At 58.2% G+C, this 13,060-nt stretch carries 11 protein-coding genes and 1 tRNA gene; 4 read left to right on the forward strand and 8 right to left on the reverse strand.

Translation table 11 applies throughout. From position 1 onward, the window contains the following. Positions 1–11: 11 nt before the first annotated feature. Positions 12–386 carry a hypothetical protein gene (locus tag ACR0CA_RS03190; protein WP_170770121.1) on the reverse strand — a complete coding sequence of 125 codons (375 nt, stop codon included), beginning with the start codon at positions 384–386 and terminating at the stop codon, positions 12–14. 49 nt (positions 387–435) lie between these two features. Here ACR0CA_RS03190 and ACR0CA_RS03195 point away from each other — a divergent pair, with 49 nt between their 5' ends. Then, entirely contained in the window at positions 436–1,236 is an 801-nt protein-coding gene (locus tag ACR0CA_RS03195) for an alpha/beta fold hydrolase (protein ID WP_480897429.1), read from the forward strand. On the opposite strand, the gene ACR0CA_RS03200 is transcribed toward ACR0CA_RS03195, so the two are convergent. From ACR0CA_RS03200 to ACR0CA_RS03225, 6 genes are all read right to left on the reverse strand, one after another. Beyond that, positions 1,237–1,425, reverse strand: coding sequence for a hypothetical protein (locus ACR0CA_RS03200; RefSeq protein ID WP_480857735.1), 189 nt, complete (start codon positions 1,423–1,425; stop codon positions 1,237–1,239). Positions 1,426–1,513: 88 nt separating this feature from the next. Beyond that, on the reverse strand, positions 1,514–1,891 hold the full coding sequence (locus ACR0CA_RS03205) for a rhodanese-like domain-containing protein (RefSeq protein ID WP_480897430.1): 378 nt from the start codon (positions 1,889–1,891) through the stop codon (positions 1,514–1,516). A gap of 80 nt (positions 1,892–1,971) precedes the next feature. After that, positions 1,972–3,324 (reverse strand): HlyD family type I secretion periplasmic adaptor subunit, encoded by a 1,353-nt coding sequence (locus tag ACR0CA_RS03210; protein WP_170782772.1) that lies wholly within the window; start codon positions 3,322–3,324, stop codon positions 1,972–1,974. After that, a complete protein-coding gene (locus ACR0CA_RS03215) occupies positions 3,321–5,555 on the reverse strand; it encodes a type I secretion system permease/ATPase (protein ID WP_480897431.1) in 2,235 nt (744 codons plus the stop codon). The genes ACR0CA_RS03210 and ACR0CA_RS03215 overlap by 4 nt, the downstream gene beginning before the upstream one ends. A 37-nt stretch (positions 5,556–5,592) precedes the next feature. After that, positions 5,593–7,530, reverse strand: coding sequence for a type I secretion protein (locus ACR0CA_RS03220; RefSeq protein ID WP_480897432.1), 1,938 nt, complete (start codon positions 7,528–7,530; stop codon positions 5,593–5,595). Positions 7,531–7,665: 135 nt separating this feature from the next. After that, on the reverse strand, positions 7,666–10,065 hold the full coding sequence (locus ACR0CA_RS03225; protein WP_170770099.1) for a CDK5RAP3 family protein: 2,400 nt from the start codon (positions 10,063–10,065) through the stop codon (positions 7,666–7,668). A gap of 595 nt (positions 10,066–10,660) precedes the next feature. Between ACR0CA_RS03225 and ACR0CA_RS03230 the strand changes: the two genes are divergently transcribed. Together ACR0CA_RS03230 and ACR0CA_RS03235 are read left to right on the forward strand one after the other, a co-directional pair. Next, on the forward strand, positions 10,661–11,410 hold the full coding sequence (locus ACR0CA_RS03230) for a helix-turn-helix transcriptional regulator (protein WP_237217234.1): 750 nt from the start codon (positions 10,661–10,663) through the stop codon (positions 11,408–11,410). Then, positions 11,391–11,900 carry a hypothetical protein gene (locus ACR0CA_RS03235; RefSeq protein WP_170782774.1) on the forward strand — a complete coding sequence of 170 codons (510 nt, stop codon included), beginning with the start codon at positions 11,391–11,393 and terminating at the stop codon, positions 11,898–11,900. The genes ACR0CA_RS03230 and ACR0CA_RS03235 overlap by 20 nt, the downstream gene beginning before the upstream one ends. A gap of 398 nt (positions 11,901–12,298) precedes the next feature. Here ACR0CA_RS03235 and ACR0CA_RS03240 read toward each other — a convergent pair. After that, positions 12,299–12,384: transfer RNA gene (locus ACR0CA_RS03240), tRNA-Leu, on the reverse strand. 429 nt (positions 12,385–12,813) lie between these two features. On the opposite strand from ACR0CA_RS03240, the gene ACR0CA_RS03245 reads away from it, so the two are divergent. Further along, positions 12,814–13,008: a hypothetical protein gene (locus ACR0CA_RS03245; RefSeq protein WP_214646781.1), complete on the forward strand. Its 195-nt coding sequence runs from the start codon at positions 12,814–12,816 to the stop codon at positions 13,006–13,008. Positions 13,009–13,060 lie beyond the last annotated feature (52 nt).

Consider the following 13,060-nt stretch of genomic DNA (forward strand, 5'->3'; position numbering starts at 1 on the left):
GGCGCCGTTTTTCATATGAAGCCCTGCCAGCGCAAAAACACCAGCAGCAGAACCAACAACGCCAGCAGGTTGAAAGCCAACCCACCCAACATCCCCAGAAACCAGCCCAACCTGCGGTCGGCCAAATTGATGCCGGTCAGATGATCCTGCACCTCTTCTGACGCGCGAGCCAGTTTGGGCGTATCCAGCACCAGCCTCAGCTTGGGATGGGCCGCCATCTGTTCGGCATTCGCCAAAAGCAGCGCCTGCTTATAGATGCGTCGGGGCAATTGACGTTTGGCCTTTCTGACCGAGGCCGTCAGCGTCTTATCCCGCACACCCAGCTTGTCGCGCAACAGCTGCACGGTCTGCGCGATTTGAGTTTGAATATCGGGGTTTTGCGCCATATTGGGGCCTCCTGACGCGGCACCATATCCGGGTGGCGCCAGCACGACAATGGGGCTGGTTGTTTGGACCGGTGACGGGTATCACTCGGTCATGCTGAATACGATTGTTCATGGTGAGCCAACTTCAAACCCCCCGTTGCTGATTGCCCATGGGCTCTATGGCTCTGGCCGCAACTGGGGCGTAATTGCGCGCAGATTATCGGATGAGCGGCAAGTCGTTGCCGTCGATATGCGCAACCATTCCAACAGCGCGTGGACCCAGCAGCATGATTACCCAAGCATGGCGGATGATCTGGCCGAGGTGATTGACCATTTCGGCGGACAGGCCGATGTGGTGGGGCATTCGATGGGCGGCAAGGCGGCCATGGCACTGGCCTTGCTGCATGGTGAGAAACTGCACAAGCTAGTGGTCGCCGACATCGCACCCGTGACCTATACCCACAGCCAGATCAAGTTCATCGAGGCGATGCGCGCAGTTGATCTAACGCAGGTCACGCGCCGCTCGGACGCCGAACAGCAGCTGGCCGATCAGGGGGTTGAGAAAGCCCTGCAAAGCTTTTTCACCCAGTCGCTGGACATCAAGGGCCAACGCTGGCTGCTGAACCTGGACGTTTTGGCCGCCGAGATGCCCAAGATCATGAGCTTTCCTGACATCACCGGCACATGCACCAAACCGACCCTGTTTCTGTCGGGGGGCGCGTCGGATTATGTCCTGCCCGAACACCGCCCTGCGATCCGGGCCCTGTTCCCGACCGCGCGCTTTGCCAAGATCCCCGGCGCAGGCCATTGGCTACACGCTGAAAAACCGCGCGAGTTCGAGGCATCGGTCCGGGCGTTCCTGAACGCCTGATCAGGCTGCGTCGTTATACAGGTTTCGGGCTACCCGCCACGAGACCGGTGCCGCCAACGCAAATCCCAATGCCGCTGCCAATACGATGGTGGCCACGGAATTCGTGCCCGCAACCAGAACCGCGATCACAGCCGTTCCGGCCAGTGCAGTGGAAATCATGGCATAAAGAGTTGTCGCAAGACGTAACATGGTCAGTTGCCCTTTGTTATGTAACTGACCACAACTGTAACGCGGTACACTCCCGCAGACCTTGACATGTGTCAGGTGAAAAATTTTTCTATTCTTCTGACACTTCACCGCCTGCGTTCACCCAATCGGAAAAGCCACCCAAATTGTAGACCTGAGCATAGCCCATATCCTTGAGTAATTTGCCCGCTAGGGCAGCACGTCCCCCGGCAGCGCAATACAAAACAATGGGGCGATCCTTACGCAACTCAGGGTCATGGGACTTCAGCGCCTCATCTGCGCTGAATTCAAGCGACCCGCGAGAGATATGATGCGCACCGCTGGCACGGCCCGTCTTCTGCAACTCGGCCCCGTCGCGGACATCCAGCAGTAAACCGCCCTGCCCCAGAATCTCGGCGGCGCGGGCCATGTCGATCCGCTCCACGCTGGCATTGGCGGCTTCCATCATCTCTTTCAGGGTCAAGGGCATCTGTATCTCTCCTGTTGGTGCTGCCGACAGGGTAACATGCGAAAAATGGAAGGTGTAGTGGGATCGCCCTACACGGGCGATCAATGTTCGCGGAAGGCACGCGACATGCTGTCTGTCACCGGCTTGGCGATATAGGCCGCGAAAGTGCGTTCCTCGGTCTGAATCATGATCTCGGCTGGCATCCCCGGCGTGGGGATAAAGCCGCGCACGCGGTCAATCTCCTCCGGCGGCAGCGAGATTCGGGCCAAATAGACCTCTTGCGGGGCACCCGCCGAGTCCTCGAGCAGGGCATCGGCCGAGACATAAAAGACCTCGCCGCTCAGCACCGGAGTCGTGCGCTGGTTCAGGGCGACCAATCGCACGGTGGCGTCCTGTCCCGTCACGACGCTGTCGATCTCGGTTCGCGGGATTTGAGCCTCGATGATCAGGGGGGCGTCGGCGGGCAGGATTTCGGCGATGGGTTCACCTGTTTCGATCACCCCGCCCGGCGTGTGATAATGCAGCCGCACGACTGTGCCCGTAACCGGTGCGCGCACAACGGCGCGGTCCAGAACACTGCGGGCCTGACGGGCTTTTTCGCGGACACTTTCCAGATCGGCCTCGATCACGCCCAGCTCGTCCAATGCCGCCTCGCGGTAGGCCGACCGCGTTCGGGTGATCTGTTCTTCGTATTTCAGCATCATCTGGTTGACCTCGGCGGTCTCAGCCGCCAACCGCGCCTGCTGACCATCGGCCTCGGCCTGCACGCGGCGGATCGTGTTTAGCTCGCCTTTGCGGACCAAACCCTTTTCAAACAGCGCCTCTTTGGTCTCATACTCTTCCTGCAAAATGGCCGAGCGCACCCGCATACTGTCCAACTGCGCCTCAAACCCGCTGGAGCGGATGCGCAGCGCTTCCATATTGCGCTGAAGCAGAGCTATATCGTTCAGCAGGGTCTTGCGCGAGACGTCAAAGCTGATCTTCTGGCCGTCTAGGATCGTCATCACCTCGACGTCATCGGTGGCCTTGATCAGATCGGGCGAAAATTCCAGCCGCTCGCGTTCTTCATACTCGGCCAACAGGCGCTGGCTCATCGCCTGAAGGCGGATTTTACGGATGAACAGCTCACGCTCATTGGCCTCGGCAGAGGTCTGGTCCAATGTCATCAGGACCTCCCCGGCCTGCACCGATTGACCTTCGATGACCTTGATATCTTCGATGATGCCGCCTTCCAGATGCTGCACGATCTTGTTGCGTCCAGTGGCGACAAAGCTGCCCTGCGCAATCACGGCGGCAGCCAAGGGCGCGCGAAAGGACCACACGCCGAACCCGCCGAAACAGACAACCAGCAGCACCATTCCGACGACAACGAATTTGCTGATCGAGCGTGGAACCTCGGCATACCACACCTCGGGGTCTTTGGGATCATTGTTGACGGGCACCAGATCATTCATGTCGCATTCCCCTTCTGGCCTTCGATACCGGGCTGTTTACGCGGCCCGTTCAGCTGTTGCAGCACCTGTTCGCGCTGACCGAACAGGGCGACCCGCCCGTCGGTCAACAGCATGATCTTGTCGACCGCATTCAGCAAAGTCGGCTTTTGCGTGATCACCACCACCGTGATCTTGTTCGCCTTGGCCTGCGCAATCGCCCGTGCCAAAGCCTGATCCCCGGCCACGTCCAGGTTCGAGTTCGGCTCGTCCAGAACCACCATACGTGGGTTACCAAAGAACGCGCGCGCTAGCGCGATGCGCTGCTTTTGACCGCCGGACAGCGGAGAGCCATCGGCGGCGACAACAGTCTCATACCCTTGAGGCAGCGTGGCGATCATGTTGTGCACATCGGCCAGCACGGCGGCGTCGTGGATTTGCTCATCCGTCGCGTCCTCACGCATGCGGCCGATATTGTCCTTGATGCTGCCGGGAAACAGCTGCACGTCCTGCGGCAAATAACCTATACTCTCACCGAATTGGCGCGGGTCCCAGTTGCGGATATCCATCAGGTCCAGTCGCACGCTGCCCGACGTTGGCAGGATCGAGCCCACCAGTGTCTTGCCCAGCGTCGTCTTGCCCGCCCCGGAATTGCCGATAATGGCCAGTGTCTCACCGGGATTGAGCGAAAACCCGATCCCGTTCAGCACCACGCGTTTGGTCCCGCCGGGCACGTAAAGAAGCCGTTCGACATCCAACCGGCCTTCGGGGCGCGGCAGGCGCAGCTTTTCGTATTGCAACTCGGACTTGGTCAAAAGGGTCTTGATCCGACCAAAGGCAGCGCGGGTCAGCAGGAAGGTGTTCCACCCTTCGATGGATCCTTCAATCGGGGCAAAGGCGCGCCCGGCGATGATCGAGGCTGCAATGACCATGCCGCCGGTGATCTCACCTTGCAGGGCAAGATACGCGCCCCAGCCCAGAATTGCGATTTGTGTAAGTAAGCGCACCGCGCGCGAAATCGCAGCAAAGATGACGTTCCGATCCTGCGCCCGCACCTGCCATGTCAGCGACTGCGCGGTGTCGCGGCCCCAAATGCGCACCGCCTCGGGGATCATCGCCAAAGCGTTGATGATCTGACTGTTGCGCGCCATCGAATCCAGATGCTGGTTGGCCATGGACTGAGCCCGGTTCGCCTCGGCAAAGGGCTTGGCGGTCATGCGCTGGTTGATCAGAGCGATGATCATCAGTAGCAGCGCAGTCACGATCACGATTGTGCCAAGTTGCGGGTGCACAAGGAATATCATCAGGATGAACAAGGGCGCGAACGGCACGTCCAGAAATGAGATCAACGTGCCCGACACCAGAAATCCACGGACCTGCTGCAAATCGCCCAGCGTCTGATATTCCCGTCCGGTCCCATGCAGCGAGGCATGGGCCGCCGCGCTGAGGATGGGCGCACCCAACCGGGCGTTTACCTCGACCGCTGTGCGCATCAGCATGAATCGGCGCACCGCATCAAAGGCTGATTGAAAGATCACCGCCCCGGCCACAATCGCGGTCAGCATGATCAACGTGTCCAGAGACCGGCTGGTCAATACGCGGTCGCTGATCTGAAACAGGTAGATCGGGATGGCCAGGATCAGGATGTTGGTTGCGCAAGTCAGCACCAGCACAAAAGCCAGATTGCGCAAGATTGCCCGCATCGAAATTCGCAGCGTCTGCTGAAAGTCCTCGGGCGGAGTGCGTTTGTGAAAGGTCTGGGGTGGCCCTTTGCCATCCCCACCGCCCTCTTTCCGGAGCGGCAGAGGTTGGTTCGCCTTGGCCTCGATCGTGGTTCCCAATTGTCCACCGCCTTTTGAGCGATCCGGGGGGGGCGTCCGGTCGGTCTTCTCCCTGGCGGTTTCCGGATCGGGGCCTTTGGCATCGGCCACCCCAGCTTCGCGGCCCTTCTGGAGTTTGTCGTTGACGGGCTGCGGAACGTCACGCCGAAGGGATTTCTCGGCGTGACGGAGGAATGTCGTTTCTTGAGCACTTTGCGTGCCCTTTGGTGAAGGTTGCGGTTCAGAGACTTTTGGGGCCTTGGGTGGAAACGTCACCGGATTATGCACACGCAGATCCTGGCTTAACCGCAAGCTCGCCATTTTGGCGGGTTTGGTCACGGGGTCATCTGCAGGGGCCTTGGTCGGGCCACCACCACCGCGTCCGTCCAGTGGGCTGGCGAACAGGGATCGGCGCGACGAGAACAAAATCGACATACTCAAACTTTCGAAACACTCGTATCCAACAGGGAAATCAGGCCAGCATGGTTTGCAGACCATCATCGAAGCTTTCGGCCATCTCGGACGGGGTCATCTTGTTGTGGCCCGGCGCGTTTTCCGAGTTTCCGGGTCCATCCACCGTGTCAATAAGGGCAGCGATGGCATCATTTCCGATCTCAACATCCAGATCATCGTCCGGCGTGTCGATCAGACTGGCCTGATGCAGCACGAGGTCGGAATATTCGCCCTCACCGGTCATGACCACGGAATCGACGCCGGCTTTTACCACACCCGCGGTATTCAGAACCGCATTTCCAGCCCCCAACGCAGAAGCCACTGCACCGGCTTCCCCGTTAAGGTTGATGTCGTCCTGATCTTGCAGGATCGTGATCTGTTCAATCGCGTTAACCTGCACCAGATCGCCGTCGATTTTGAGGACCCGGATCTGTTCCATCCCCGCAAAGTCCGGGTTGTTCAGCAAGGCGTCTTCCAGCGCTTCGGTGTCCATTTCCTCAAGCGGCAGAACACCCGCCAAGCTGGCGTCCAACTCCTCATGCGTGTCCTCACCCATCGTGGTCAGCGCCACCTGATTGACAACAAGATTGTCATCATCCTCATCCGGAATGCCACCGTTGATCTCGTCATCATCGAGGAACACGATTGTCTGGTGACCGATATCCACCGAAATCATGTCCCCGCCGATCAGGATCACGTCGTAAGAGCTGCCAAGTTGCAGAATCTCGGTTACGTTGATCAGAACATTGTCACCCATCACGTAAAGGCTGGACGATGCGGTGATCTCGGTTTCGATGTGGTCGATATCGGTGGCGTCGATTTCTTGCTGGATGAAATTCGTGACCACCAGATCGCCCGCAATCCAGGTCACAGCGACCAGAGGATCCTGCCCCTCGGCCGCGACGTTGTCATCCAGCCAATGGGCCTCGTTGCCTTCAACGGTGATGGTCGAGGTTTGAACCACCATCGTGTCGCTTTGCGCACCGGCATCGCCGGTGTCAATGTCCGACACTACCGCAACCTGACTGACGACGGTCACGTTGACCGATTGCCCGCCCACCGCGATCACTGGCGCGTCGACCCAGGCCACTGTGACGGCAACTTCGTTGACGGCCAGATTGCCACCGGTGGATACGGTATGCCCTTCGCCAAATTCCGAGTCTTCGGACTGGTCCCACTCGGCGGGAAGAAGTTCTTCGGGCAGATCCTCTGTCTGGTCCTCATCGGGTTGATGATGCTGCGGCAGAAGCTCGCTCCAGTCAGGGGCCTCATCGACATGTTCGCCGTTCACGATGGTACCCATCGCGTCTTCGCCCTGGAACTGATGCACCGTCGCGCCTTCGACCTCGATGGTCTGCTGTACCTCTTCGACGAGGGCTTGAATGTGTTCAACCGACTGATAATCGGCGATATTCAGAGACGGGGCCGATACCGCGTGCAGCGACTCCGCAACCGCCGCCAAGGCGTCGCCCTGCGCCATCAAGGTTTCGACATCGCGGAACTCGGCCTGTCCAAGGGTGTCATTGTCGCTTAGACGCAGAGTTTGAACGGTATAGGTCACGGCCGACCCGATCAGCTCGGGGATCAATTGCGGTTGCAGAACTACGGTCTGAAATGAGATCGCCGGAAGCTGCACGTCGGAAATGAAATCATCGGCATTCGGCACCAGACCGAAACCCGGAACCGGGGCCGCCACGGACATCGCCTGCACGGGTGCAGGGGCTATATCAGCCTGTGGCGCATCCGTTCTGAATGGCAGGGCATCATATTTCCCCGGATCCAGCTTCAACCCCGCCTTGACCTTGATGACGGTCGCATCTTCAAGCTCTTCCAGTTCCGCCTTGCGCCTGAATGCGACAAATTCGTCATACTGATCCCGCCATCGGGCCTGTTCGCTGGTAAGTTCAAATGTTCCAATAAAATGAGCAATCGTTTCACTGATACTGTCGAGCGACATAACACTGTTCCTTTCCCCATCCCGGCCAGAAATTTCCGTTTTGGGTTAAGTTGGGCTGAGGCCGCACCATGCGGCCTCAGCATGTTTTTGCCGGAGATCGTGGGGGTTTAGCCGATCTTCGGCTGGGACACCGGCTTATACGTCGGTATCGTCGCTGGAGTAGGACGAAGTCATCGATCCACCAACCATGGTCGTATCGACCGAGTTGCCAAGCACGTTGGCACCCATGACGATCGACTGGTTGAAGGCCGTGGTGTCCACAACTGCGGCAGACGAAGCATAGGATTCACCCGATACGATGCCGTCACCAGCATTGTTCGAGCCCCAGACACCCGCGTTGCCACCGGTGCCACCTGCGCCTGAGTTCGCACCCGAAGCATCGCCACCAGTGACTATCCCACCAGCTGTGTGGCCGGTAGTCGCCCAACCGATTGCTTCACCGCTGGTGCCGCCCATACCGGCCCCGGCGCCGCCGCCGCCGCCAAAGCCTGAGGTCGCCGACCCGTCCGTCGAACCGGATGCATCAGAGGTGGCATCATTGTCCGAAGACGCGTCACCACCGTATCCGGCAATGGATTCGGCAAGACTGTCCGCCGAGCCATCTGTGTCTGCCTGCGCAAACACATCCACCAGACCACCGTCTCCGGCCGTGTTCATCGCATCGGCCGAACCGGTGCCCGAACCATCCGACGTCGCGCCTTGCTGGATCGCGCCGCCACCGCCGCCGAAACCATCGGCGGTCGAGGTGCCGGTTCCGGTGCCGCTGGCCGAGCCGTCGGTGTCGTTTGTGCCACCTGCTCCGCCATCGCCACTGGTGTTCTGCGAGTTGCTGGCCGACCCGTTCACGTCACCCGGAGACTGGGTGATGTTCGGACCGGTTGTCGCCTGATCGCCGACACCCTGCGCGCCGGCGTTTGCTCCGGCTGTACCGCCTGTCGCGCTACCGCCGGTGCCATCGCCACCCGAGCCGAAGCCGCCGGTGCCGTCGCCACCCGAGCCAAAGCCTCCGGTTCCGTCGCCGCCAGATCCAAACGCGCCGGTTCCGTCACCGCCAGTTCCCGGATTGCCGCCATTGGTGTCGCCACCGCCGTTGCCGGCACCGGCCTGACCTGCGTTCAGCCCGGACAGACCGTTTTGCTGGTTCAGAGCTGCAAGCGCTGCATCGACCTGACCGGAAGTGCCACCAGTGCCTTCAGCACCCGTGCCTGCACCACCCGTGCCGTTGCCAGCATCACCGGTACCGCCCATGCCTTCTGCGCCGTTGCCCTGGGCCCCAGAGCCTTCGGCGCCTGCGCCTTCGCCACCATCGGCATCAGCGTCGCTGCCTGCCAAGCTGCCAGCCAGACCCAGACCGACATTTCCGGCCGCCGCATCGTTGGCGTCGGTGTCGCTGCTGCTGCCATTGCCGGCCTGACCATCCGCATCCGCATCACCGTCGCCACCGGCTGCGCCTTGCGCGGACGAGTCGTTCGCGCCAAGACCCGCGCCAAGCGCCTCTGCGACCGAAGCATTGTTGCCACCGGAAGACTGGCCATCATTGTCGGCATTCGACAGGCCCAGACCCAGACCCAGCCCAAACGAGCTTGCGTCTCCGCCTTCACCGCTGGTGCCGTCTGCGTCGGTGTCGGATGAACCTGTGTTGCTTGCTCCAGAGATACTACCGGCGTCTCCGCCTTCGCCGCCACTGCTGCTGCCGTTGGACTCGGCACCCGACACACCGACACCCAGGCCGATGTTGGATGCTGAACCGGTCGAGCCGCCGTCACCACCAACGCCTGTACCATCCGCGTTGCCGGTCAGACCACCAAAGGCCAGCGCGTCAGCGCCATGGGTTTGGGCACTTGCCGCGCCGCCATCGGTGCTGCCACCGCTGCCAGAGTTGCCACCATCGGTTGAAGAGCCGATGCCTTCATGAGCCGTCGCGGTGCCACCATGAGCATTGCCGCTCTGGTCAAATTCGCCTTCGTTGCGAACGGCGGCCGAGCCCAGATGGTCATTGTCGGACAAGTTTGCGACCTGGCTGCTGATCGAAGACATGTCATTGCCTTCACCGCTCAGGTCGATGTCCAGATTCAGGTCGTCGCCCGGGTCATAGTCCATATCGCCTGCAACGGTGATGACATCGCCCAGCTCAGCCGAACCTGACGCGTCAATATCGACAGTGTCATTGTCTTTCGGCAAGCCTTCTCCGTCACCGAAGTCGATCGTGACCGAGTTGCTGTTCGAGTTGTCATTGTCGCCATTGCTTTGCGACTGACCCTGACCTTGATCTTGGCCCTGGCCCTGATCCTGGCCTTGGGCTTGGTCTTGACCCTGACCATTTTCAACAGACGTCGCCTGAGCTTGCGCCTGGTCCTGACCCTGGCCCTGTTCGTTGTCGACATCATTGTCGACATCCGTCTCTTGCGACGTCAGGTCAGCATCAACATAGGCGTCATCCACATGGATATCTGCGTCGATTGGCGCGATGATCGTATCCACGTTCACCTCGTCAATATCGGTAATGCTGTTATGGGGTTGTTGACGTTTTGACATATCAATTTCCACTTATTAAGCGCACTGACCGTCACTCTTTCAAAAACGGTTACGGGCGCGGTTGAAACAAACAGCGCACTCGCGCAAAACCCGCGCGGATGCGTATTTCACAGTGAGATTGTCCTCCACCCTCCTTTCCCCGGCTTAGCCGGTCCTGCATCTGCCAAGACGTTCGCGGAAATGCGCGATTCGCAGACACGTTCGGATCTTTCGCCCCGTTAATTGGAGCCGTTCCATGGTTGCAGGAGGAAACTGGCCTGAATAGCTAGCCGGAAGCACTAGAACGGGTAATCACCTGATTCGGATTGATTATTTCCAAATCACGAACAATGCGCGACTTTTTCGGCTGCTGAATTTTTAGCTAATCGCATATCGAGAAAACTCGTTAAATTGCCTCTACTTAAGCGGGTGAAACGCCCCTGATCCTAAACTTAAGTTCTAGAACTGTTTGCGCGTTAACGACCGTGCAACCAGGAAATTTGCACTTTTCCCTATAGCCTGCACCGAAAGTGCGTTAATGTTCGGTTAATATTATTCGAAGTGCCAGTTTGCTATTTCGCCGCTTAGCGGTGCAGGTTTTGACAAGGGGGGAATGATGAGCATTCCGTTTCGGGAAAATGCTGCGCAAAACCAATTTGGTTTTGACGAATTCTCGGTAAATTTTATTGGTAAAGAGCTTTTCTACTCGGACCAGACCCTAACGGGTGTTGAAACAGAGTTTGGTGTCACCACACACCGCTACGATTCAATCTCAGCCCTGCCGACATATGGCGACCCTACCACCGGCCCCGGTAGGATCGTGATCGTCGATCAGATGATTCTGGAAGATCTTCTGGCCCGTCCCAGACATTATCGCGATTGCGTGGGCAGCGGCAGCTTGGCCTACGCCTATCGAAAAGAGGAATCCGCCCGCTTTCTGTTTGAGCAATGGGACCGGACTCGCCATGGAGATATCGGTTTTCTGCCAATGAATGTCGGTCCCGATGTCTGGCGCGCGATCCTTCGATTGTTGCTGCATGAGGAACTATACCTGCCCGGCTTTCTTGCAGACAGCGTCTCCAACTTGCAAAGCCCACCCAAGCAGCACGCAGGCTCTACGCCTGCCGCGCCTGAGCCGCACCCGCTTTATTCCAAACTGACCCGGAGGGAAAAGCAGGTCCTGCAACAGGTATCAAAAGGGCACAGTAACAAGATCATCGCGGCCAATCTTGGTATAACCGAACACACGGTGAAGTTGCACATGCACAATGTCGCCGGAAAGATCGGCGTCAGCAACAGAACCGCCGCCGCACAGTTCTTTTTCGAAGTCGCCCCGGACGAAGCCCATGAACTTGCCAGCGACTGAGGATTTCGAAACCCGCTTTGACCGTCTTATCCTTTTGGTCGGCAAGCTGAACTATATGTGGACCAATACAGAAAGCCTGCTGATCCACCTGATCGCCGGGCTGAGCGGAACCAACAAGGATGTCGCGGTCATCATTTTTCTGACCCTCAACACCACCCGTGCACGCATTGATCTGGTGGAACGGCTGGCAAAGATGGACGGTCGCCCCCCCGATCTGAGGGATGCGATTCTGGAGCACACCCAGCGCTTGTCGAAACTTTCGGGCATTCGCAACAAGTACAATCACTGCATCTATTCCTTCGACCCTGACAGTGGAAATCCCAAGACGATTCTTATGCGGATTTCAGACCGGAAAACCGACATCAAGCTGGGACGCGAAGACACCGTTGACGCCGCAGCGCTGACCGAGATTGAAAGCGTAGTGAAAAAACTCTCGGACGCCAACCGCGATATCTGGCAGTTGATCACAAGGTTAGGCTTTCCGGTCTAAAGGCGACGTGGTGCGGGTGGTCAGGTTTAACAGAACATAAACAGGCCATTTCCTTCACGTTCACCTGACTTGATCTATAGTGGCGAGTGTCGCTTTAACTGCGACATTATCTTGCTACCCGATCAGGGTCTTTCGATGTTCAACTATGTTCTGACAACTTCTACCACTTTGATATGGGTCGCAACCGGGCTGCTTGTAGGCTTCCTTTTTATCTAGCCCCCCAGTGCGCGCCTAACTTGAGCCTGAGAACAGAAGCCTTGTATGGCTTTGTTGCGTAGAGGTTGTGTAAGCAGTGAACAGGCACGCCGTCACGGGCAGCTGACACCGCGTAGCGATTCTACCAAAAGCAACGACTGTGGAACGGGTTGCACGCCAAACAACATCGGCTGTGAAATACTTGGTGCGGGCGGTGGGACTCGAACCCACACGGGCATAAGCCCTTCAGATTTTAAGTCTGATATGTCTACCATTCCATCACGCCCGCACGGCGTATTCCGCTCCCAATTGGGCTGAGGAAATCACTAAGCGGATAACGCTGCAAACACAATCCGTTTCAACGACAACCACTTGAATTCTGATTCACGGAGGGCTGACAACCGGAGCGATCGTTGCCAATCGTCAAAGGCTGGTTAAAATTCGCACGCAAGGATTACACATAAATTGCCAATCTCTAGGACGGGGACCACCCTTAAGGGATATCATTTTCGATTTTCGGGCAAGTTACGAGTGCAGAACAAAAGTCCTTTCCAGACTGGATCGCTGGCATCGAACATCGCGCCAAGAGGCCGCCAGCCTGGCACCCCAACTTCGCACAAATACAATCTGGCAACGCCTCGCCTATCCCGGAGCCTTCGTCGGGGCGTTCTTTCTGGGGGTATTCGCTGTCTTCCTGACACGCTACATTCAATACCACATGGTAGGCGTGCCCGACGCTGGTGACACGAACTTTCCAGGCATCATCGGTATCGGCGTGGCCAGCATGGCGGGTTTCTTTATCTCACTGTTCCTCACAGACAAACAAAAGGAATTCGCTAGTGCCAGCACGGCAGGCGTTATGACGACCACACTCACCTTCCCAAATCTGGTCTGGGAAAACGACATCGGATGAGTATTCGATATGGGCTCGAAGCCGTTTTTCTCCACGTTGCATACTAATGACT

It is taken from the genome of Ruegeria sp. F12, from assembly GCF_056533885.1.

What these genes read in the sequence shown, in the direction of transcription:
- ACR0CA_RS03190 (WP_170770121.1), bottom strand. Translation starts at nt 386, where the DNA reads ATGGCGCAAAACCCCGATATTCAAACTCAAATCGCGCAGACCGTGCAG.
- ACR0CA_RS03195 (WP_480897429.1), top strand. Translation starts at nt 436, where the DNA reads ATGGGGCTGGTTGTTTGGACCGGTGACGGGTATCACTCGGTCATGCTG.
- ACR0CA_RS03200 (WP_480857735.1), bottom strand. Translation starts at nt 1,425, where the DNA reads ATGTTACGTCTTGCGACAACTCTTTATGCCATGATTTCCACTGCACTG.
- ACR0CA_RS03205 (WP_480897430.1), bottom strand. Translation starts at nt 1,891, where the DNA reads ATGCCCTTGACCCTGAAAGAGATGATGGAAGCCGCCAATGCCAGCGTG.
- ACR0CA_RS03210 (WP_170782772.1), bottom strand. Translation starts at nt 3,324, where the DNA reads ATGAATGATCTGGTGCCCGTCAACAATGATCCCAAAGACCCCGAGGTG.
- ACR0CA_RS03215 (WP_480897431.1), bottom strand. Translation starts at nt 5,555, where the DNA reads ATGTCGATTTTGTTCTCGTCGCGCCGATCCCTGTTCGCCAGCCCACTG.
- ACR0CA_RS03220 (WP_480897432.1), bottom strand. Translation starts at nt 7,530, where the DNA reads ATGTCGCTCGACAGTATCAGTGAAACGATTGCTCATTTTATTGGAACA.
- ACR0CA_RS03225 (WP_170770099.1), bottom strand. Translation starts at nt 10,065, where the DNA reads ATGTCAAAACGTCAACAACCCCATAACAGCATTACCGATATTGACGAG.
- ACR0CA_RS03230 (WP_237217234.1), top strand. Translation starts at nt 10,661, where the DNA reads ATGAGCATTCCGTTTCGGGAAAATGCTGCGCAAAACCAATTTGGTTTT.
- ACR0CA_RS03235 (WP_170782774.1), top strand. Translation starts at nt 11,391, where the DNA reads ATGAACTTGCCAGCGACTGAGGATTTCGAAACCCGCTTTGACCGTCTT.
- ACR0CA_RS03245 (WP_214646781.1), top strand. Translation starts at nt 12,814, where the DNA reads ATGGTAGGCGTGCCCGACGCTGGTGACACGAACTTTCCAGGCATCATC.